Annotated in this window: 21 protein-coding genes and 1 tRNA gene; 11 read left to right on the top strand and 11 right to left on the bottom strand. The window is 59.3% G+C overall.

The genetic code is table 11. From position 1 onward, the window contains the following. Positions 1-184: 184 nt before the first annotated feature. On the bottom strand, positions 185-1,513 hold the full coding sequence (locus L904_RS00405) for an MFS transporter (protein WP_020812534.1): 1,329 nt from the start codon (positions 1,511-1,513) through the stop codon (positions 185-187). Between the two features lie 306 nt (positions 1,514-1,819). On the opposite strand from L904_RS00405, the gene cyoA reads away from it, so the two are divergent. The 9 genes from cyoA (at position 1,820) to L904_RS00360 (ending at position 10,729) form a co-directional block, all read left to right on the top strand. Then, on the top strand, positions 1,820-2,893 hold the full coding sequence (gene cyoA / locus L904_RS00400) for a ubiquinol oxidase subunit II (protein ID WP_031234366.1): 1,074 nt from the start codon (positions 1,820-1,822) through the stop codon (positions 2,891-2,893). Between the two features lie 76 nt (positions 2,894-2,969). Next, the gene (gene cyoB, locus L904_RS00395) at positions 2,970-4,973 is read left to right on the top strand and encodes a cytochrome o ubiquinol oxidase subunit I (RefSeq protein WP_003524365.1); all 2,004 of its coding nucleotides are present in this window, start codon (positions 2,970-2,972) and stop codon (positions 4,971-4,973) included. Between the two features lie 6 nt (positions 4,974-4,979). Further along, positions 4,980-5,606 carry a cytochrome o ubiquinol oxidase subunit III gene (cyoC, locus tag L904_RS00390; RefSeq protein ID WP_020812536.1) on the top strand — a complete coding sequence of 209 codons (627 nt, stop codon included), beginning with the start codon at positions 4,980-4,982 and terminating at the stop codon, positions 5,604-5,606. Continuing rightward, positions 5,606-6,001, top strand: coding sequence for a cytochrome o ubiquinol oxidase subunit IV (gene cyoD / locus L904_RS00385; protein ID WP_003514416.1), 396 nt, complete (start codon positions 5,606-5,608; stop codon positions 5,999-6,001). The genes cyoC and cyoD overlap by 1 nt, the downstream gene beginning before the upstream one ends. 277 nt (positions 6,002-6,278) lie before the next feature. Continuing rightward, entirely contained in the window at positions 6,279-7,040 is a 762-nt protein-coding gene (locus L904_RS00380) for an SURF1 family protein (RefSeq protein WP_020812537.1), read from the top strand. Positions 7,041-7,153: 113 nt separating this feature from the next. Then, positions 7,154-8,374, top strand: coding sequence for a phosphopentomutase (locus L904_RS00375; protein ID WP_035264400.1), 1,221 nt, complete (start codon positions 7,154-7,156; stop codon positions 8,372-8,374). Beyond that, positions 8,371-9,348, top strand: coding sequence for an adenosine deaminase (locus L904_RS00370; protein WP_020812539.1), 978 nt, complete (start codon positions 8,371-8,373; stop codon positions 9,346-9,348). Before L904_RS00375 ends, L904_RS00370 begins: the two co-directional genes overlap by 4 nt. A 95-nt stretch (positions 9,349-9,443) precedes the next feature. Then, complete coding sequence (upp, locus tag L904_RS00365) at positions 9,444-10,073, top strand: uracil phosphoribosyltransferase (protein ID WP_003524359.1); 630 nt, start codon at positions 9,444-9,446, stop codon at positions 10,071-10,073. 134 nt (positions 10,074-10,207) lie between these two features. Continuing rightward, entirely contained in the window at positions 10,208-10,729 is a 522-nt protein-coding gene (locus L904_RS00360) for a TIGR02281 family clan AA aspartic protease (RefSeq protein ID WP_020812540.1), read from the top strand. Here L904_RS00360 and deoA read toward each other — a convergent pair. The 10 genes from deoA to L904_RS28295 form a co-directional block, all read right to left on the bottom strand. Beyond that, positions 10,722-12,038, bottom strand: a complete 1,317-nt coding sequence (gene deoA, locus L904_RS00355; RefSeq protein WP_080657640.1) for a thymidine phosphorylase — start codon at positions 12,036-12,038, stop codon at positions 10,722-10,724. The genes L904_RS00360 and deoA overlap by 8 nt on opposite strands. Then, positions 12,035-12,808 (bottom strand): deoxyribose-phosphate aldolase, encoded by a 774-nt coding sequence (gene deoC / locus L904_RS00350; RefSeq protein WP_020812542.1) that lies wholly within the window; start codon positions 12,806-12,808, stop codon positions 12,035-12,037. Before deoC ends, deoA begins: the two co-directional genes overlap by 4 nt. 2 nt (positions 12,809-12,810) lie before the next feature. Beyond that, entirely contained in the window at positions 12,811-13,611 is an 801-nt protein-coding gene (locus L904_RS00345) for a purine-nucleoside phosphorylase (RefSeq protein ID WP_003524354.1), read from the bottom strand. After that, positions 13,611-14,000 carry a cytidine deaminase gene (locus tag L904_RS00340; RefSeq protein ID WP_003524353.1) on the bottom strand — a complete coding sequence of 130 codons (390 nt, stop codon included), beginning with the start codon at positions 13,998-14,000 and terminating at the stop codon, positions 13,611-13,613. The genes L904_RS00345 and L904_RS00340 overlap by 1 nt, the downstream gene beginning before the upstream one ends. A 19-nt stretch (positions 14,001-14,019) precedes the next feature. Then, positions 14,020-14,991, bottom strand: a complete 972-nt coding sequence (locus tag L904_RS00335; RefSeq protein WP_003493080.1) for an ABC transporter permease — start codon at positions 14,989-14,991, stop codon at positions 14,020-14,022. A 6-nt stretch (positions 14,992-14,997) separates the two neighbouring features. Next, positions 14,998-16,101, bottom strand: coding sequence for an ABC transporter permease (locus tag L904_RS00330; protein WP_020812544.1), 1,104 nt, complete (start codon positions 16,099-16,101; stop codon positions 14,998-15,000). Positions 16,102-16,108: 7 nt separating this feature from the next. Further along, entirely contained in the window at positions 16,109-17,614 is a 1,506-nt protein-coding gene (locus tag L904_RS00325) for an ABC transporter ATP-binding protein (RefSeq protein WP_020812545.1), read from the bottom strand. 82 nt (positions 17,615-17,696) lie between these two features. Next, positions 17,697-18,689: a BMP family protein gene (locus tag L904_RS00320; RefSeq protein ID WP_003524348.1), complete on the bottom strand. Its 993-nt coding sequence runs from the start codon at positions 18,687-18,689 to the stop codon at positions 17,697-17,699. Between the two features lie 214 nt (positions 18,690-18,903). Continuing rightward, positions 18,904-19,554: a peptide-methionine (S)-S-oxide reductase MsrA gene (msrA, locus tag L904_RS00315; RefSeq protein WP_020812546.1), complete on the bottom strand. Its 651-nt coding sequence runs from the start codon at positions 19,552-19,554 to the stop codon at positions 18,904-18,906. Between the two features lie 75 nt (positions 19,555-19,629). After that, positions 19,630-19,779, bottom strand: coding sequence for a hypothetical protein (locus L904_RS28295; RefSeq protein ID WP_245303271.1), 150 nt, complete (start codon positions 19,777-19,779; stop codon positions 19,630-19,632). A 77-nt stretch (positions 19,780-19,856) separates the two neighbouring features. Here L904_RS28295 and L904_RS28290 point away from each other — a divergent pair, with 77 nt between their 5' ends. Further along, a complete protein-coding gene (locus L904_RS28290; protein ID WP_245303270.1) occupies positions 19,857-20,162 on the top strand; it encodes a hypothetical protein in 306 nt (101 codons plus the stop codon). Positions 20,163-20,166: 4 nt separating this feature from the next. Continuing rightward, positions 20,167-20,256 (top strand) — tRNA-Ser (locus L904_RS00305). The last annotated feature ends 9 nt before the right edge of the window (positions 20,257-20,265 follow it).

Below are 20,265 nucleotides of genomic sequence, written 5' to 3'. Positions count from 1 at the left end.
TTCCCTGATGGCCGGCTTTCCGGCGGTGAGATACACTGAATTACGTCAGTATTGCTTACATAATATTTCATGATCGACCGAGTCAAGATTAAAATCGACTCGGCGCAATAAAAAAACAAAAACGCCGCGAAATCCGACAGGATTCCGCGGCGCGATGGCTGCAGAGATTTTTAAATTGCCTAGATCACTCCGAAGGCATGTCCAGCGTGCGGCTGAACCAAAGGGCAATCAGCGTGCAGAGCGCACCCGACATCAGGTAAATACCGACTGCGAAAAGGCCGAATTTGGACGAAAATCCGAGCGCGACGAGCGGCGCAAAACCGGCGCCGATCAGCCAGGAAATATCCGAGGTGAGCGATGCGCCGGTATAGCGGTACTCACGGCTGAAGCGGGAAGCAAGCGCGCCGCCCGCCTGCCCGAAAGACAGGCCAAGCAGCGAGAATCCGATCAGCACAAAGAGATAGCGGCCAATATCGCCGGAACCAAGAAGAACCGGCGCAACCAGACTGAAAAGGCCGATCAGCACCGCTGCGATGGCCAGAAGCTTCCGCCTGCCGATCCGGTCGGCCAGAATACCGGAGACCACAATCATTCCGCCGGCGATGATGGCGCTGACGAATTGCACGAACAGGAAGTCCGAGACACGCTGGCTGGTGTTGAGCGAAACCCAGCTCAACGGGAAGACCGTGACAAGATGAAAGAGCGCAAAGCTTGCCAGCGGCACGAATGCACCTGTGACCACCACCGGAAACTGCGAGCGCAGCATCTTGAACATGGGGCGCGGTTCCAGCTCGTGCTGTTCCAGCATGGCCTGGAATTCCGGCGTCACGATCATGCGCAGGCGGGCGAAGAGCGCGAGAACATTCAGCGCCAGCGCCACGAAGAACGGGAAACGCCAGCCCCAGGCGAGGAATTCCGCATTGGAAAGCTGTGTCACGAAGACAATAAAAAAGGCGCTGGCGAGACCGAAGCCCATGGCCGCACCGATCTGCGGCATCATGGCGTACCAGCCGCGCTGTTTCTGCGGTGCATTCATGGCGAGCAGCGAAACAAGACCGTCCCATGCGCCGCCGAGCCCAAGGCCCTGGCCGATGCGGAATACCGCCAGAAGACAGGGAGCAAGCATGCCCGCTTCCGCATAGGACGGAAGAAAGCTGATCGCCATGGTGGAACCACAGAGCGTGAAGAGGGCGGCCATCAGCTTCACGGCGCGCCCGAATTTGCGGTCGATCTGGAGGAAGATCAGCGAGCCGATCGGCCTTGCGATAAAGGCCAGTGAGAAAACCGCAAAGGAATAGAGCGTCGCCGTCAGCGGATCGACGAAAGAAAAGAAGACGTGGGGGAAAACGAGCGCGGAGGCGATGGCATAGATGAAAAAGTCAAAGAATTCCGTCATTCTCGCAAGAATGACCGCAATCGTGATGCGATCCGGATCGACCTTAACGGGACCGGCCCCATTTCCGTTCGCCTCCGGCGCCTGCCCAAAGGATGGAGCAGCATTCGTATAACTCATAATATCCCTCCTGCGTCATGGACGAACCATTTCCTGTAACGCGCCGGCTCCTCTTCCGTTGCGTTACGATGCGACGGATTGTCACACGCACCCTACGTAACGTCAATTGAAGTTTGGCAATAAAGGGTTGCCCAGTCAGCCGACCATGCGATAATGCACGCGCTCCGTCCTTAAACGCAGCTCTGCCCGAGACATGGTGCATCGCGAAGGTTTCGCTGCACCGCGACAATATACCTCATTTGAAAAATGATGTTCGGCAATTATTCGCGGCATAATCCAAACTGTACGAGTTCAAAGAACGTGCGCATGATCAAAAAACTCCCGTCCGCCCTTCTGGCAATCCCGGCTCTGCTGCTGCTCAGCGGCTGTAACCTCGTGGTGATGAACCCTTCGGGCGACGTCGCCATCCAGCAGCGCGATCTTATCATCACGTCCACGGTCTTGATGCTGCTGATCATCGTCCCCGTCATCGTCCTGACGCTTTTCTTCGCATGGAAGTATCGGGAATCGGCAAAGGCCGAGGATTACGATCCCGAGTGGCACCACTCCACGCGCCTTGAAATGGTGATCTGGTCGGCTCCGGTCGCCATCATCCTGATGCTCGGCACGGTCACCTGGATTTCCACTCACCGTCTCGACCCCTATCGCCCGCTGGAGCGTATCGACGAGAACCGCCAGGTGACCGCCGATGTCAAACCGATCACGGTGGAAGTGGTGGCCATGGACTGGAAGTGGCTGTTCTTCTATCCCGAACTCGGCATTGGCAGCGTTAATGAATTCGCTGCTCCGGTCGATGTTCCGATCAATTTCAAGATCACCGGCACGACGGCGATGAACTCTTTCTTCGTGCCCGCGCTCGCCGGCCAGATCTACGCCATGGGCGGTATGCAGACCAAGCTGCACGCCGTCATCAACAAGGAAGGCGTTTATGACGGCTTCTCGGCCAACTTCTCCGGCCCCGGCTTCTCCCACATGCGCTTCAAGTTCCACGGCCTCAGCCAGCAGGGCTTCGACCAGTGGGTGGCGAAGGCGAAAGAAAGCGGCAAGGGCTTCGGCCGTCAGGAATATCTGGAATTCGCCAAGCCTTCCGAGCGCGAGCCGGTACAATATTTCGCTTCGGTCGATCCCGAACTCTACAGCGCCATCCTCAACCGCTGCGTCGAGCCCAACAAGCTCTGCATGCGTGACATGATGCATATCGACGCCAATGGCGGCGGCGGCAAGGAAGGCATCGATATCGCCAAGGCGCTGAACTCCGTCGTCTGCACGCCGCTTGCGCCCTTTGGCGTCGCCAGCGGTCCCCAATCCACTCCGGCTGCGCTCGAAGGACAGACTTTCGAGCCTGCGGCGCTGCCGGAAACGAAACAAGTCGCTGGCTGACGGATACGTCCCGGCATTATGCGGCGCGGCCAATGGCTGCGCCGATCTTATGTCTTAGAATCGCAAGAGGCTAAAAATGATCGTCAATTCCGATCAAACGTCGTTCCTGTTCGGGAAGCTGACATGGGAGTCCATCCCGCTTCACGAGCCCATTCTTGTCGCGACCTTCGCGGCCGTGGCTCTGGGCGGTATCGCCGTCGTCGGCGCCCTCACCTATTTCCGCCTCTGGGGCTATCTCTGGAATGAATGGTTCACGAGCATCGATCACAAGAAGATCGGTATCATGTACATCATTCTGGCGCTGGTCATGCTTTTGCGCGGTTTCGCCGATGCCATCATGATGCGCGTCCAGCAGGCGATCGCGTCTGGCGGATCGGAAGGTTACCTTCCGCCGCACCATTACGACCAGATCTTCACGGCCCACGGCGTCATCATGATCTTCTTCATGGCCATGCCGATGATCACGGGTCTGATGAACTTCGTCGTGCCGCTGCAGATCGGCGCCCGCGACGTTTCGTTCCCCTTCCTCAACAACTTCTCCTTCTGGATGACCACGGCCGGCGCCGTCATCACCATGATCTCGCTGTTCATCGGTGAATATGCGCAGACCGGCTGGCTGGCCTATCCGCCGCTCTCCGGCATCGATGGAAGCCCGGGTGTCGGGGTCGATTATTATATCTGGGGTCTGCAGATCGCCGGTGTGGGAACGACGCTATCGGGCATCAACCTGATCGTGACGATCATCAAGATGCGCGCGCCTGGCATGACCATGATGCGCCTGCCGATCTTCGTCTGGACATCGCTGTGTTCGAACATCCTGATCGTGGCCTCCTTCCCGATCCTGACCGGCACGCTCGCCCTTCTCACCCTCGACCGTTACGTTGGCACCAACTTCTTCACCAACGATCTCGGCGGCAATCCGATGATGTATGTCAACCTCATCTGGATCTGGGGCCATCCCGAAGTCTACATCCTGGTGCTGCCGGCCTTCGGCGTCTTCTCGGAAATCGTCTCGACCTTCTCCAACAAGCGCCTTTTCGGTTATGCATCGATGGTCTACGCCACGGGCGTCATCACCATCCTCGCCTATATCGTGTGGCTGCACCACTTCTTCACCATGGGTTCCGGTGCAAGCGTCAACGCTTTCTTCGGCATCACCACGATGATCATCTCGATCCCGACGGGCGCGAAGATCTTCAACTGGCTCTTCACCATGTATAAGGGCCGCATCAAGTTCGACGTTCCGATGCTCTGGACCATCGGCTTCATGATCACCTTCGTCATCGGCGGCATGACCGGCGTTCTTCTCGCCGTTCCACCGGCGGACTTCGTGCTGCACAACTCGCTGTTCCTCATCGCCCACTTCCACAACACCATCATCGGTGGCGTCGTGTTCGGTGTGCTTGCGGGTATCGTCTACTGGTTCCCGAAGGCATTCGGATACCGGCTCGATCCGTTCTGGGGCAAGCTGTCCTTCTGGTTCTGGTTCATCGGCTTCTATTTCGCCTTCATGCCGCTTTATATTCTCGGCCTGATGGGCATCACCCGCCGTATCAGCCAGTTCGAAGATAATTCCCTGCAGATCTGGTTCGTGATCGCCGCCTTCGGCGCCTTCCTGATCGCGCTCGGCATAGCCTCCTTCGTCATCCAGCTCATCGTCAGCTTCCTGAAGCGCGACAAGTTGCGTGACGTGACCGGCGACCCCTATAACGGCCGTACGCTGGAATGGTCGACATCGTCGCCGCCGCCCGCCTACAACTTCGCCTTTACGCCCGTCATCCATGATGTCGACGCCTGGGCGGATATGAAGAAGCGCGGTTACAACCGTCCCAAGGAAGGCTTCATTCCGATCCATATGCCGAAGAACACCGGCGCGGGCGTGATCATCAGCGCCATCAGCGTGGTTCTCGGCTTCGCCCTGGTATGGCACATCTGGTGGCTTGCGGCTCTGTCGATGCTCGCCATCATCGCGGTCTCCATCGCCCATACCTTCAACTACAATCGCGATTATTACATTCCGGCTTCCGACGTTTCGACGGTCGAAGCGGAGCGTACCAAGCTGCTCGCGGAACAGGCGTAACGGAACATGTCTCATACACCTGCACAAAGCGTCGACGGCGCTGAACCACCGGTCTTCTACCTGAAGGAAGACCATCACCCGGAGAACGGCACCTCGCTGGGCTTCTGGCTCTACCTGATGAGCGACTGCCTTATCTTCGCGACGCTGTTTGCCACCTATGCCGTTGTCGGCCGCAACTATGCGGCCGGCCCTTCCGGCGCCGACCTGTTCGACCTGAAGCTGGTGGCGATCAATACCGGCTTCCTGCTTCTCTCCTCCATCACCTATGGCTTCGCCATGCTGGAAATGGAAAAGCAGAAGGTAAAGGCCACGCTGGTCTGGCTGGGTGTGACCGGCCTCTTCGGCCTCGCCTTCCTCGCCGTGGAACTTTACGAGTTCCATCACCTGATCGCGGAAGGCGCGGGTCCGCAGCGTTCGGCGTTCCTGTCGGCCTTCTTCGCGCTGGTCGGTACGCACGGTCTGCACGTCACCTTCGGCATCATCTGGCTCGTCACGCTGATGTTCCAGGTCGCCAAGCACGGCCTGATCGCGGCAAACAAGCGCCGCCTGATGTGCCTGTCGATGTTCTGGCACTTCCTTGACGTCATCTGGATCGGCGTCTTCTCCTTCGTTTACCTCATGGGAGTTCTTTGATGAGTTCCGAAGCACACGCACATCACGACGCGCATGGCGACGACCATCATCACCATGATGGCGCGAGCCACGGCACCTTCAAGAGCTACATGATCGGCTTCGTCCTGTCGGTCATCCTGACGGCGATCCCCTTCTGGCTGGTCATGGGCGACGTTCTTGAAAACAAGACCCTGCTGGTCATCGCGATCATGGGTCTCGGCGTCATCCAAATCTTCGTGCACATGATCTACTTCCTGCACATGGACACCAAGTCCGAAGGCGGCTGGACCTTCATGGCGCTGATCTTCACCGTCGTGGTGCTCCTGATCACGCTCTCCGGCTCGCTCTGGGTCATGTACAACATGAACAAGAACATGATGCCGCTGCACATCGAAGATGTGAAGAACCTGCCCTGAGCAGCATAATAAACGGCCTGCCGGGTTTCCGGCGGGCCGGCTAACGCACCAACACATAACCCCATGAATCGTGGTGCGATTTATGGGGTTATTTGCTGGAAAAAGCGCATGCGGGCGCTAGAGTTTTTCGCTTTTCTTCGAATCGCGAAAACACTCTAACTCTTTGTTTTGGCGCATTTCCGGACGGAAAACCGGGTTCCACTTTTCCTGGAAATGCTCTAGGAAACCCGCCAAAGCAGACTGGTTTCTGCCAGGCGCGCTTCGCAAGGACCGTGACATGAGCGAAACCACACCCCATAACCGGCGCATCCGCCCTGCGGCCATCGTCGTCCTGTTCCTGACCGTTGTTCTGACGGGTCTGCTGCTCGCGCTCGGTACTTGGCAGGTCAAGCGCCTTTCCTGGAAGCTCGATCTTATCGAGCGGGTCGAAGCCCGCGCCCATGCCGATCCCGTCGACGCCCCTGCCGTCAAAGAATGGCCGGCGCTCGGCGATCCGGCGGAATACGAATATCGCCGTGTGAAACTGTCCGGCACCTTCCTCAATGACAGGGAGGTTCAGGTCTATACGGTCACGGACCTCGGCCCCGGTTACTGGGTGATGACGCCGCTCAAGCGGGACGATGGCTCCAGCATCATCGTCAATCGCGGCTTCGTGCCGTCCGACAGGCGCGACCCGTCCTCCCGCCAGGAAGGCGAACCGACCGGAAACGTCGAGATCGTCGGGCTGATGCGCGCGCCCGAGACCGGTGGGCTTTTCCTGCGCACCAACGATCCGGCAAACGGCCGCTGGTATTCCCGCAACATTCCGCAAATCTCGCAGGCATCGGGCCTTTCCGATGTCGCGCCGTTCTATGTCGACGCCGATGCGACACCCAATCCGGGCGGCCTGCCGGTCGGCGGCAAGACCATGCTCACCTTTCCCAACAACCACCTCTCCTATGCCGTTACGTGGTATATTCTGGCGGCGATGGTGGTGGCTGCGGGGTGGTATGTCCTGCGCAACCTCAACGCCCCCAAACCGAAACGGGACAAGGACTAAGCAGCTGGTTTTACCGGATGGTTCATAAAAGCACTTCCTTCTTCACGTTTTGCTGATCTATAACGACAGTTCGGCCTGACATTGCCCGTCGGCGCATTTTGTTTCGGTGAGTTATGGCAAGAGCATTTCTTCTCGTTCTGGATTCCTTCGGCGTCGGCGGCGCACCCGACGCGGAGCGTTATGGCGATCTTGGCGCAAACACACTCGGCCATATCGCGGAATTCTGTGCAGCAGGAGCTGCCGACAAAGCGGGGCTTCGCTCCGGTCCGCTGAAACTGCCGAACATGTGTTCGCTCGGCCTGCTGGAGATCGCGCGGCAGGCAAGCGGCGACATTCCCGCCGGCATGGAACCGCCTGAGCGCATTTTCGGCCTGCACGGCTCCGCCAGCGAAATCTCCAAGGGCAAGGACACGCCTTCCGGTCACTGGGAGATCGCCGGTACGCCCGTCACCTTCGACTGGGGATATTTCCCGACGGAAGGCGATGCGTTTTCGCCGGAACTGGTGGAAGCGATCTGCAGGCAAGCCGATATTCCGAGCATTCTCGGCAATTGCCATGCTTCCGGCACCGAGATCATCGCTGCGCTCGGCGAGGAGCATATCAGGACCGGTAAACCGATCTGCTACACCTCATCCGATTCCGTTTTCCAGATCGCCGCGCATGAAACGCATTTCGGTCTGGAGCGTCTCATCGCGCTCTGCGAGACCGTGCGCAAGCTGCTCGATCCGCTGAATATCGGCCGCGTCATCGCCCGCCCCTTCATCGGCGAGACGGTCGCGACTTTCGAACGCACCGGCAACCGCCGCGATTTCTCCGTTCTGCCGCCGGAGCCGACCCTGCTCGACAGACTTCTGGAGGCCGGCCGAAAAGTACACGCCATCGGCAAGATCGGCGATATCTATGCCCATCAGGGCGTCTCGCGCGTCATCAAGGCAAATGGCAACAGCGCCCTGATGGATGCGACGTTGCAGGCTATCGACGAGGCTGAAAACGGCGATCTCGTCTTCACCAATTTCGTCGATTTCGACATGCTTTATGGCCATCGCCGCGACGTTGCCGGTTACGCCGCCGCCCTTGAGGCCTTCGATGCGCGAATCCCCGAAATCCATCGCAAGATGGCGCCAGGCGATATCGCCCTTCTGACCGCCGATCACGGCTGCGACCCCACCTGGCGGGGCACGGACCATACACGGGAACGGGTGCCGATCATGGCATTCGGGCCGGGCATTCGCTCACGCGATGTCGGCATCCGTTCAAGCTACGCCGATATCGGCGAAAGCATCGCCCACCATCTTGGCATCGAGGCCGGTTCTCACGGCAGGAGCTTCATTTGACATCGCATTTGCTGAAAGCGGAAATTCACTGCCACATCGAAGGTGCGGCCCCGCCCGCCCTTGTCGCGAAACAGGCGGAGAAATACGGCATCGACACCAGCGGCTTTCTGCGGGACGGCCAATATGTCTGGTCGGATTTCGCCGAATTCATCCGTTGTTACGATGCGGTGGCGCAGGTGTTCAAAACGGATGAGGACTATGCCATCCTGACTGAGACCTACCTGACCGAACTCGCCGAAGCCAATACGATCTATAGCGAACTGATCATTTCGCCCGATCACGGCGACCGCATCGGGCTCGGTGCCGACGCCTATCTAGCCGGCATTGCCGAAGGCATCCGCATCGCAAGGGAAAAGACGGGGATCGAAACCCGCATCATCGTCACCGGTGAGCGCCACTTCGGCCCGGAGCGGGTAATCGCCGCGGCCGAATATGCGGCACGTGCCCAACATCCGCTGGTGACGGGCTTCAACATGGCCGGCGAGGAGCGGATGGGCCGCGTCGCCGATTATGCACGCGCCTTCGACATCGCCCGCGATGCCGGCCTTGGACTAACCATTCATGCCGGCGAGGTTTGCGGACCGGAAAGCGTTGCCGATGCGCTCGATCTCGTCAAACCGTCCCGCATCGGGCATGGCGTGCGCGCCATCGAAGATGCCGGTCTCATCACCCGGTTGGCCGAGGCGGGAACGGTTCTGGAAGTCTGCCCCGGCTCGAATATCGCTCTCAACGTCTATCCTGATTTTGCCAGCCACCCGCTGAAAGCTCTCAGCGATGCAGGGGTGCGAGTGTGCATCAGTTCCGACGACCCGCCGTTCTTCTTCACCTCGCTTGCGCGGGAATATGCGCTGGCTGCGGATGAGTTCGGCTTCAGCGATGCCGAGATCGACCGCATGACGCGGACCGCGCTGGAATGCGCCTTCGTGGACGAGGCAACACGCGCACGACTGCTTGCGAAACTCGACGGCGCCTGACGTTGCGGTTCGCAGGGTAAAACCGCGAAGAAGGCTTGCGAAAAGCACGCTTTCGGTGAATTACAGGGGCATAAGATAAAAGGAAGGCCAGTTTCATGGACGGCGTCACAGTCATCGAACATCCGCTGGTGCGGCACAAACTTACCATCATGCGCAAGAAGGAAACTTCCACGGCCGGCTTCCGCCGCCTGCTCAGGGAAATTTCGACGCTGCTCTGCTATGAAGTGACGCGCGACCTTGAGATGACGATGGAAACCATCGATACGCCGCTCGAAACCATCGAAGCCCCCGTGCTCGAAGGCAAGAAGCTGGTTTTCGCCTCCATCCTGCGCGCCGGCAACGGCCTGCTGGAAGGCATGCTCGAGCTCGTGCCTTCGGCGCGTGTTTCCCATATCGGCGTTTATCGCGATCATGACACGCTGGAAGCTGTCGAATATTACTTCAAGGCTCCGGAAAGCCTCGATGCGCGCCTTATCATCGTTGTCGATCCGATGCTGGCAACCGGCAACTCCTCCATCGCCGCCGTGGAAAAGCTGAAGGAACGCGGTGCGAAGAACATCCGCTTTCTGTGTCTGCTGGCGGCGCCCGAAGGCATCAAGAATTTCCGTGAAGCGCATCCCGATGTGCATATCTACACCGCCGCCATCGACAGCCATCTGAACGAGAAGGGTTATATCGTTCCCGGCCTCGGGGACGCCGGCGACCGCATGTATGGCACCAAATAACGCCGTTCATCATCGCTTAACCGTTTGAGCCATTCGCCGCCCGATAAGCGGCGAATGGCTTTTTCTTTTAAGATTTCAGCATGTTTTACGTCTATTCTCGGCAAAAATAACCCTGCCCTTTGAGGAGCAACGACTTGCTGGCGCGCGCGATTTTCCTGCTTGTTGGTCTTTCGGTCGGTGCCACGCAAATTCCGGCGCTGGTGGAAAAATTTCAGCCGCGCCCGGAAACGAGCATCGAGAAAGCGGAAGCCAGACCCGAAGCGGCCAAACCGGAGTCCGTCTCCCTTGGCGGCGTCAATCTGAAAGCGGATGCCCGCGGCCACTTCAATGCCACCTTCCGCATCAACGGCAAATCCTTCGACGGGCTTGTCGATACCGGCGCTTCCATGGTCGCCATCAACGAGACGATTGCGCGCCGTCTCGGTTACGGCGTCAACAGCCTCGATTTTAAATATGCGATTTCAACGGCCAATGGTCAGACCATGGCGGCCTATGTGAAACTGGACCGGGTGGAGATCGGCGCTATCCGGGTTCAGAATGTCGACGCCATGGTGCTGAAGGACAATGCGCTTAGCAACATGCTGATCGGCATGAGCTTCCTGAAGCAATTGTCGTCTTTCAAGGTATCGGGCGGCGAGATGCGGCTGGTCAGGTGATCCGCTCGAGAATGGGCGCATCGATTTCCGGCGCGCTGTCAGCAATTCCATAGCAGGCCGCTATTCTTTTCACGGCATGTTCCGCTTCGTCACTGGAAGCGGCGTGGACAATGGCGATCGGCTCGCCCTTTTCCACTTTCGTACCGAGCGGCAGGATATCCGAAATACCGACGGAAGGATCGATCGTGTCTGATGGCTTTCTTCTGCCGCCGCCGAGTTCGACGACAACCATGCCAAGATCGCGCGTGGCGCAGGAGGCGAGCAAACCGCTGCGCTCCGCCAGAACCGGAAGAATGACCGGCGCTGATGGCAAATAGCGCGACGGGCGCTCGACGAAATCCGATGGACCGCCCAGTGCCGAAGCCATCCGCGCAAAGATTTCCAGCGCCCGGCCGGAGGAGAGCGCAGCTGACGCCAGCGCCTCTCCTTCCTCCAGCGTGGCCGCCTTTTGCGCCTGCACTAGCATTTCCGCCGCAAAGGACAGGACCACCTTTTCAAGACGGGTGCCGGCCTTGCGACCGGCCAGAAAATCCAGACAATTGACGATTTCGACCGCATTACCGGCGGCATCGCCGAGCGGCTGGTTCATGTCGGTTATCAGCGCCGTTGTCGGCAGCCCTGCACCATTCGCCACATCGACCAGCGCGCGGGCCAGATTGCGGGCATCCTCAACACTCTGCATGAAAGCACCGCTGCCGACCTTCACATCCAGAACCAGCGTCTGCAGCCCGGCTGCAAGCTTCTTCGACAGGATGGAGGCCGTGATCAGCGGTATGGAATCGACCGTCGCGGTCACATCGCGAATGGCATAAAGCCGTTTGTCGGCGGGAGCGAGATCGCCCGTCTGGCCGATGATGGCGCAGCCGACCGTCTTCACCGTCCGGCGAAACAACACCTCGTCCGGCATGACGTTGTAACCGGGGATCGCTTCCAGCTTGTCCAGCGTGCCGCCGGTATGGCCAAGGCCCCTGCCGGAAATCATCGGCACGGCGAGACCGCAGGCGGCAACGATGGGGGCGAGCATCAGGGAGACATTATCGCCGACGCCGCCGGTGGAATGCTTGTCCGCCACCGGCCTGCCGAGATCGCTCCATGAGAGGATATCGCCGCTGTCGCGCATCGCGAGTGTCAGCGCCACCATCTCATCCCGGTTCATGCCGCGAAAGAACACCGCCATGGCAAAGGCGGCCGCCTGCCCTTCCGAGATGCCGTCTTTCGAAAGCGCCTCTATGAAAGCGGCAATCTCCCGAGGCTCAAGTGACAGGCCATCGCGTTTGCGGCGGATGATTTCCTGCGGGATCAAGCTCAATACCCGCTGGCGGCCTTGGCGGGCTCGCCGCCGGCCAGCACGTTCAGCACATCATCGAGAACACCCGAAGCGCCGAAACGGAAGGTGGACGGCATGGCCCAGTTGGGCGCCATGATGGTTTCCGCAAGCCTGAGGTAAAGCGTGGCGTCCTCCACCGTGCCGATGCCGCCGGCGGGCTTGAAACCCACCTTCTGCCGGCTGTCGCGGATCGCCTGCAACATGATGTCGGCTGCCTCCAGCGTGGCATTGATGGCAACCTTGCCGGTTGAGGTCTTGATGAAATCGGCCCCTTCGGCAATGGCGAGTTCGGATGCGCGACGGATCAGCGCCTTGTCCTTCAACTCGCCGGTTTCAAGAATGACCTTGAGCAACACGGGTGCTGCGCAGGCCTTGCGAACGGCGGCCACCATGGTGGACACCGCCGTTTCATCGCCTGCTATGAATTTGCGATAGGGAATGACGAGATCGATTTCGTCAGCGCCGTCGCGGATTGCCGCCTCGGTTTCGGCAACCACGGTCGCGATGTCCAGATCGCCCGAAGGAAAATTGACGACCGTGGCGATGCGGATAGCATGGTCTTTTCCGAAAGCAGCACGGGCCTGCGCCACGAAGCGCGGCCAGATGCAGATTGCAGCCGTATTGCCGTATTCCGTATGCGCCCTTTGGCACAAAGCCGCGATCTGCTCGGGTGTGCAGTCTTCCTTAAGATTGGTCAGGTCCAGCAAGGACAGTGTCAGGGCAGCCGCTTCGCGCGGACGCTGGAGTTCCATGGTCACGCTCCTCCTGCGATCATTTCCTTTAAGATAGCGGCAAGTCTCTTGCCGCCCACCGGAGCCATGTCCTTGGTTTCCTCATGGCTCAGTTCCGCGCCGGTCATGCCGGCACCGTAATTGGTAATAACCGATGCGGCGGCAACGCGCATCCCGAAAAAGCGCGCAAGGATGACTTCCGGCACGGTGGACATGCCAACGGCATCCGCCCCCAGCAGCCGCGCCATGCGGATTTCCGCCGGCGTTTCGAAGCTCGGGCCGGAAAACCACATATAGACGCCGCCGAACAAAGGCACCGTGGCGCGGATGGCGGCGTTGCGCATGGCAAGCATCAGATCGGGATCGTAAGCGGTGGTCATGCCGACGAAGCGGCGGTCGCTTTCCTCGCCAATCAGCGGGTTCATGCCGGAATAGTTGATGTGATCGGTGATCTGCATGACCGACCCGGGCGGCATATCCTGCCTGACCGAACCTGCCGAATTGGTGAGGATGAGCGACTGCACGCCGAGACCGGCCAGCGCCCCGATGATCGCGCGCATGGCGGACGGATCGCCCTTTTCGTAATAATGCACCCGGCCGGAGAGCATCATGACCGGCTCACCACCAAGATAGCCCGCCACCAGCTCGCCCGCATGGCCGGAAACGCCGCTTGCGGGAAAACCGGGAAGTTCGGCATAGGGCACCCGGATCGGATCGCTGACGTCTTCCACCAGTGAACCGAGACCCGAGCCGAGGACGATGGCGACACGCGGCATCAGGCCGTTCAGGCGTTCCACCAGAATATCGATCAGCATATCCGGCATCAGGGCAGCTCTGTCTTGAAGCTGAAGGGCAAAAGCTCTTCCATGGTCATCACCTTCTGCACGCCGGTTTCGTCGCAGAGATAGACTTTCGTATCCGGCGTGGCGAATTCGGCGATCTTCTGCCGGCAGCCGCCGCAGGGTGGGCAAAGAGCAAGCTTTTCGGCGATAACGGCGATTTCGCTGATCTTCTTCGCCCCACCCATGATCATGGCGCTGATGGCGGAAGGTTCAGCGCACCACCCCTGCGGGAAGGAGAGGTTCTCGATATTGGCGCCCTTGTAGATCTTGCCGTCTTCGGCGCGGATCGCCGCACCGACCGGAAATTTCGAATAGGGCGCATGGGCAAAGGCCATGGCCTCCACCGCTGCCTCGAACAGGGCATGGGACATCGGGTCTCGGGACATGGGTTTAACGCTCCTTCGCATAGGCAACGCCACCGGCCTTGGGGGGCTTGGCGACGCCGATGAAACCGGCAAGCAGGATGCAGGTCAGAATATAGGGCATGGCCTGGAAAATCTGCACCGGCACCTCGCCGATACCGGGCACGGATTTACCCTGCATGAAGTTGGCGAAGGCATCCAGAAAACCGAAGAGCAGGCAGGCGAACATGACCGGCACCGGCTTCCATTTGGCAAAAATCAGCGCCGCGAGCGCAATATAGCCCTTGCCGGCCGACATATTGGCGATGAAGGCCGCCGATTGCGCAACGGCAAGATAGGCGCCCGAGAAACCGCAGAGGAAACCGGCGACGATGACGGCGCGAAAGCGCATCCATGTCACCGAAATGCCTGCCGTATCCACCGCGCCCGGGTTTTCACCCACGGCGCGCAGACGCAGGCCGAAACGGGTGCGGTAAAGCACCCACCAGGAGAGCGGCACCGCCAGAAAAGCGAGATAAGTGAGGATATTGTTGCCGGAGATGACATTGGCATAAAGCGGGCCGATGAAAGGCACTTCGCGCATCGCATCCGCACCCGGCAGGATGATCGGCGCAAAGCGGCCTTCGGACGGCAATTGCGGCGTGCGGCCGCCCTGCCCGAACCAGGCTTGCCCCAGAACCACCGTCAGGCCGGCGGCGATGAAGTTGAGCGCCACGCCCGACACAATCTGATTGCCGCGATTGGTGATGACGGCGAAACCATGGATCAACGAGAAGAGGATGGAAACAGTGATGCCCGCCAGTAGACCGGCCCATGGGTCCGCTGTGAGATAGGCGACGCAGGCGGAGGCGAAGGCCGCCGCCAGCATCTTGCCTTCAAGCCCGATATCGAACACGCCGGCGCGTTCGGAAAAAAGCCCGGCAAGTGCGGTAAAGAGCAGCGGGATGGTGAGGCGGACGGTCGAGCCGAGGATGCTGACCAGCATATCGAAAAAATCCATATCGGCTCACCCCTTTGCCAAACGCTGGTAGATGCGGACGACCGCCGGCCGGTACATATATTCCAGCGCGCCGGCAAACAGGATCACCAGACCCTGGATCACCACGATCATCTCGCGGGTAATATTCGGCATCTCGAAAGAAAGGTCCGCACCGCCCTGATAGAGAATGCCAAACAGCAATGCCGAGAAGATGATGCCGAGCGGATGGCTCCGCCCCATCAGCGACACGGCAATGCCAACGAAGCCTGCACCGCCGACGAATTCCACCTGCAGACGGGCGGAAGCCCCCATGACCGGGTTCAGCGCCATCATGCCCGCCAGACCGCCCGAAATGAGCATGGCGATGATGACGGTGCGTGCATAGGGAATGCCGGCATAGATAGCGGCTGAGGGACTGATGCCGAGCGTGCGCATCTCATAACCGAGCTTGGTGCGCCAGATCAGCACCCAGACGAGGAAACACATGACCAGTGCGATGATGAAGGAGACGTTGAACGGCGCCGGCCCGAGCTTAAGGCCGAACAGCGCCATCAACCAGTCAAGCTTCGGCAATTGCCCGCCCGGCAGAAAGGTGCGCGTTTCCGGCGCCATCTTGCCCGGCACGATCAGCACATTCACCAGCAGATAGACCATCAGTGCAGCCGCGATGAAGTTGAACATGATGGTGGTGATGACGACGTGGCTGCCGCGTTTTGCCTGCAGCCAGGCCGGAATGAAGGCCCAGGCCGCGCCAAAAAGCGCGGCACCGATGACGGCGAAGGGCATCGTCACATACCACGGCACGTAACGGTCGAGCGCCAGCGCCACCAGCGCCGCACCCAGCCCGCCAATATAGGCCTGACCTTCGGAACCGATATTGAAGAGGCCGGCATGGAAGGCCACGGCGACGGAAAGGCCGGTGAAGATGAAGCTCGTCGTGTAGAACAGCGTGAAGCCGATGGCGTCGCCACGGCCGAGCGCACCTTCGATGAGCAGGCGCAGCGCCGCCAGCGGGCTTTCCCCGATCGACCAGACAACGAGGCCGGAAATCAGAAAGGCGGTGACGACGTTCAGCAACGGCAACAGACCGTAGCTGATCCAGTTTGGTAGGGGTACGGAAGCGGTGCTCATTCATGCCTCATGCGGCGATGCCGGCCATCATCAGGCCCAGCGTCTGTTCTTCGGCTTCCGCCGTTTTTTCTCCAACGACACGGCCGGCGAACATGACCATGATCCGGTCCGAAAGGGAACGGATTTCATCGAGCTCGACCGAAACCAGCAAAATCGCCTTACCGGCATCGCGCATTTCAATGATGCGGCGATGGATGAATTCGATGGCGCCGATATCCACGCCGCGTGTCGGCTGGCCGATGATCAGCATCTTCGGGTCGCGTTCGATTTCGCGGGCGACGACGATCTTCTGCTGATTGCCGCCGGAAAAATTGGCGGTCTTCAGCTGCGGGTTCGGCGGGCGGATATCGTATTTCTCGATCTTTTCGACCGCATCCCTGCGGATGGCCTCGGGGTTGAGGAACGGTCCTTTGCCGTAACGCTCGTCATGGTGATAACCGAGGATGGAGTTTTCATATTCCTCGAATTTCAGCACCAGCCCCATATGGTGGCGATCTTCCGGGATATGCGCCAGACCAAGTTTGCGCAAGATCGCCGGATCGGGACGGTCCACCTTCTGGCCATCCACCCATATTTCTCCCGAATAGGGCTTGCGGATGCCGGCGATGGCTTCGAGTAGTTCCGACTGGCCATTGCCCGCCACGCCGGCGATGCCGACGATTTCACCGGCGCGGACGTCGAGCGAGACATCGTCCACCATGGTGACGCCGCGACTGTCCTTGACAGTGAGATTGCGGATTGAGAGCAGAACATCGCCCGGTGTCGTCTCGCCCTTTTCCACCCTGAGCAGCACGCGACGGCCAACCATCAGTTCGGCCAGTTCCTCCACGCTGGTTTCGGAGGTCTTGCGGGTCGCGACCATTTCACCGCGGCGCATGACGGAGACGGAATCCGTGATCGCCATGATTTCGCGCAGCTTGTGGGTGATGAGGATGACGGTCTTGCCCTGCTCGCGCAGGACGCCGAGAATCTTGAAAAGGTGATCGGCCTCGGCCGGCGTCAGAACGCCGGTCGGCTCGTCGAGGATCAGGATTTCGGCGCCACGATACATGGCTTTAAGGATTTCGACGCGCTGCTGCAGACCGACCGGCAATTCTTCGATGACCGCATCCGGATCGACTTCCAGACCGTAATCGTCCTCGAGGCGCTGCAATTCCTTGCGGGCCGCCGCCCGGCCCTTGGCGAGCGATGCGCCGCCTTCCGCGCCGAGCATGACGTTTTCCAGCACGGTGAAATTCTCCACCAGCATGAAGTGCTGATGCACCATGCCGATGCCGGCATTGATGGCCGTCTGGCTGTCACGGATCGCGACGGGCGTGCCATTCACCCGGATTTCACCGGCATCCGCCTGGTAAAAGCCGTAGAGGATCGACATCAGGGTCGACTTCCCGGCACCGTTTTCCCCGATGATGCCGTGGATCGTGCCCTTGGCGACGGTCAGATTGATATTCTTGTTGGCGTGAACGGCACCGAATTTCTTGTCGATGCCCACCAGTTCGATTGCAGGGTCCATACTCAAACCGAAACCTCTCCGAAGGCTGGATATGAAAAGGGCGCAAGATGAAAAACATCATGCGCCCCCGTTACATATCATATCATTTCGGGCAGGAATTATCCGCCATGTAGTCATGAACCTTGACGGCGCCGGAGATGATATCGGCCTTCGCCTTGTCCACGGCGGCGGTCATTTCCGGCGTGATCAGGGCCTTGTTGTTGTCGTCGACCGCGTAGGCGACGCCATCTTCCTTGACGCCGAGCGCAACGATGCCGGGGGTGAACTTGTCGTCTTTGGCATCCTTGTAGGCATTGTAGACGGCCAGATCGACGCGCTTGACCATGGAGGTCAGAACAGAGCCGGGATGCAGGTGGTTCTGGTTGGAATCGACACCGATCGAGAACTTCTTGTTGTCGGCGGCAGTCTGCAGCACACCGATACCGGTCGCACCGGCTGCCGCGTAAATCACGTCCGCACCCTGGTCGATCTGGTTCTTGGTGAGTTCGCCGCCGCGCACCGGATCGTTCCAGGCAGCACCCGTGGTGCCGGTCATGTTCTGGAAGACCTCGATCTTGTCGTTGGCCGCCTTGGCACCCTGTGCATAACCACAGGCGAACTTACGGATCAGCGGAATATCCATGCCGCCGATGAAGCCGACCTTGCCGGTCTTGGAGGCCATGCCGGCCAGCAGACCGACGAGATAGGAGCCTTCGTGCTCCTTGTAGACGACGGAGCGGACATTCGGCAGCTCGACGACGGAATCGACGATGACGAACTTGGTGTCGGGGAATTCGGCTGCGACCTTTTCCATGGCCGAGGTCCAGGCGAAGGAAACGGCAACGACCGGGTTGAAGCCCTTGCTCGCAAAGTTGCGGATGGCCTGTTCGCCCTGCGTGTCGCTGGTCGGTTCGAAATCGCGGAACTCGATGCCCGTTTCTGCCTTGAACTTTTCAGCGCCGGCCGCAGCGGCTTCGTTGAACGATTTGTCGAACTTGCCGCCCGTGCCATAGACCAGCGCCGGCTTGATATCGGCGGCGAGCGCGGAAGCCGACATTGCGGCGAGCGCAAAAAGCGTCAGAAGGGATTTTTTCATTGTGCAGCCCTGTTGTTGCAATTGATATTTTAAGGGTCCTCCCGCAATCCCGTTGACCGGGAATGTCTGCGGAACCGCCAGCCGTTTTCCCGGCTGTGCTTGCCTCATATCCTTGCATGGCTCAATGAAAAATTCATCCGGTTTTTTTGACCCGGTGGAAAAACTTTATTCTGGCGCTTTTTTGGTCTTTCCACCGGGGCGACCTGCAAAAAATCTAGTCGATATTGCAGCTTACGCCGGTTCCCCTCAGGCCGCAGTAGCCGCCCGGGTTCTTGGCAAGATATTGCTGATGGTAGTCTTCAGCGTAATAAAACTTTTCAAGCGGCCCGATCTCGGTGGTGATGGCGCTGCCATGGCCGGCCTCGTCCAAAGCCTGTTGAAAAGCATCGCTCGCCTTCTGCGCCTGCTGCAACTGCCCTTCCGTCGTCGCGTAAATGGCGGAACGGTAGGTCGTGCCAACATCGTTGCCCTGCCGCATCCCTTGTGTCGGATCATGCTCCTCGAAGAATATCTTCAGCAGGCCCGAGAGTGAGATAACCGCCGGATCGTAGACAACCTTGACCACTTCGGCGTGGCCCGTCTGGCCCGTCGTCGTCTCCTGATAGGTGGGGTTGCGGGTGAAGCCGCCGGCATAACCCACCGCCGTCACCCACACGCCCGGCGTTTTCCAGAATAACCGTTCCGCGCCCCAGAAGCAGCCCATGCCGAGATAGATGGTTTCAAGTCCGTCAGGATAAGGCCCCTTCAAGGGCCGGCCATTGACGAAATGGGCTTCCGGCACCGCAAGCGCCTCTTCACGGCCGGGCAAGGCGGTTTCTTCGGTCGGCATCGTCGTTTTTTTTGAAAGCGTATCGAACAGGAACATTCGGTCCTCCATGCGGCCAGTTCCGCCGCTTCTTACGTTTCACATCTGCGGGCGCCCAATTCGACAGACACGGGGTCAGGCCGACAAACGCCTCATCGCCTTGTGTTTCCTGTAACCCGCCATCCAGCAGAGCAGGGAAAGCGCCAGGGAAACGGCAAATGCGGGCACCGCCGACAGGGCATTTTCAATGAAGCGCCACGCTTCAGGGTGAATATAGTGAGCCATGGCCGCTTCCACCATGGTACGGGAAGCAGGAAGAAGATAGTTCCAGACGGACAGGATGCCGGTGACGTTGACCGAGGATGTGGAAACCGAGCGGATCGAACGAGCACGCCCAGAAAAACCGCCGCAACGAGGAAAAGAAAGCTCAAAAACCGCAAAAAAGCTTTCATCAGGGACACCTCGCTTACGATCTGCCGGTCAGACAGCCATATTTTGAAATCTATAATGCATCGATAAAGGCGGGAAAACCGCTTTGCAATCGCATCGGAACGCAGGAAATTGCCGACATTTCAAAAAACTGTCAGATTCGTGTTGATCCCTGCGAATTCATCGGTATATATCGCGCCGTTCCAGTGATTTGCATTCTTCAAAACATGCAGATTTGAAAAAGGACAGGTGGCCGAGTGGTTTAAGGCGCACGCCTGGAACGCGTGTGTGCGTGAAAGCGTACCGTGGGTTCGAATCCCACCCTGTCCGCCATTTCACCCC

It is taken from the genome of Agrobacterium sp. LY4 (assembly GCF_001526585.1).
Classification (GTDB): domain Bacteria; phylum Pseudomonadota; class Alphaproteobacteria; order Rhizobiales; family Rhizobiaceae; genus Agrobacterium; species Agrobacterium leguminum.
This window is presented reverse-complemented; position numbering and strand designations above follow the sequence as displayed.

Coding starts and splice junctions, on each gene's coding strand:
- L904_RS00405 (WP_020812534.1), bottom strand. CDS start 1,513: ATGAGTTATACGAATGCTGCTCCATCCTTTGGGCAGGCGCCGGAGGCG.
- cyoA (WP_031234366.1), top strand. CDS start 1,820: ATGATCAAAAAACTCCCGTCCGCCCTTCTGGCAATCCCGGCTCTGCTG.
- cyoB (WP_003524365.1), top strand. CDS start 2,970: ATGATCGTCAATTCCGATCAAACGTCGTTCCTGTTCGGGAAGCTGACA.
- cyoC (WP_020812536.1), top strand. CDS start 4,980: ATGTCTCATACACCTGCACAAAGCGTCGACGGCGCTGAACCACCGGTC.
- cyoD (WP_003514416.1), top strand. CDS start 5,606: ATGAGTTCCGAAGCACACGCACATCACGACGCGCATGGCGACGACCAT.
- L904_RS00380 (WP_020812537.1), top strand. CDS start 6,279: ATGAGCGAAACCACACCCCATAACCGGCGCATCCGCCCTGCGGCCATC.
- L904_RS00375 (WP_035264400.1), top strand. CDS start 7,154: ATGGCAAGAGCATTTCTTCTCGTTCTGGATTCCTTCGGCGTCGGCGGC.
- upp (WP_003524359.1), top strand. CDS start 9,444: ATGGACGGCGTCACAGTCATCGAACATCCGCTGGTGCGGCACAAACTT.
- deoC (WP_020812542.1), bottom strand. CDS start 12,808: ATGGAACTCCAGCGTCCGCGCGAAGCGGCTGCCCTGACACTGTCCTTG.
- L904_RS00345 (WP_003524354.1), bottom strand. CDS start 13,611: ATGCCGGATATGCTGATCGATATTCTGGTGGAACGCCTGAACGGCCTG.
- L904_RS00340 (WP_003524353.1), bottom strand. CDS start 14,000: ATGTCCCATGCCCTGTTCGAGGCAGCGGTGGAGGCCATGGCCTTTGCC.
- L904_RS00335 (WP_003493080.1), bottom strand. CDS start 14,991: ATGGATTTTTTCGATATGCTGGTCAGCATCCTCGGCTCGACCGTCCGC.
- L904_RS00330 (WP_020812544.1), bottom strand. CDS start 16,101: ATGAGCACCGCTTCCGTACCCCTACCAAACTGGATCAGCTACGGTCTG.
- L904_RS00325 (WP_020812545.1), bottom strand. CDS start 17,614: ATGGACCCTGCAATCGAACTGGTGGGCATCGACAAGAAATTCGGTGCC.
- L904_RS00320 (WP_003524348.1), bottom strand. CDS start 18,689: ATGAAAAAATCCCTTCTGACGCTTTTTGCGCTCGCCGCAATGTCGGCT.
- msrA (WP_020812546.1), bottom strand. CDS start 19,554: ATGTTCCTGTTCGATACGCTTTCAAAAAAAACGACGATGCCGACCGAA.
- L904_RS28295 (WP_245303271.1), bottom strand. CDS start 19,779: ATGGCTCACTATATTCACCCTGAAGCGTGGCGCTTCATTGAAAATGCC.
- L904_RS28290 (WP_245303270.1), top strand. CDS start 19,857: ATGTGGAAACCGAGCGGATCGAACGAGCACGCCCAGAAAAACCGCCGC.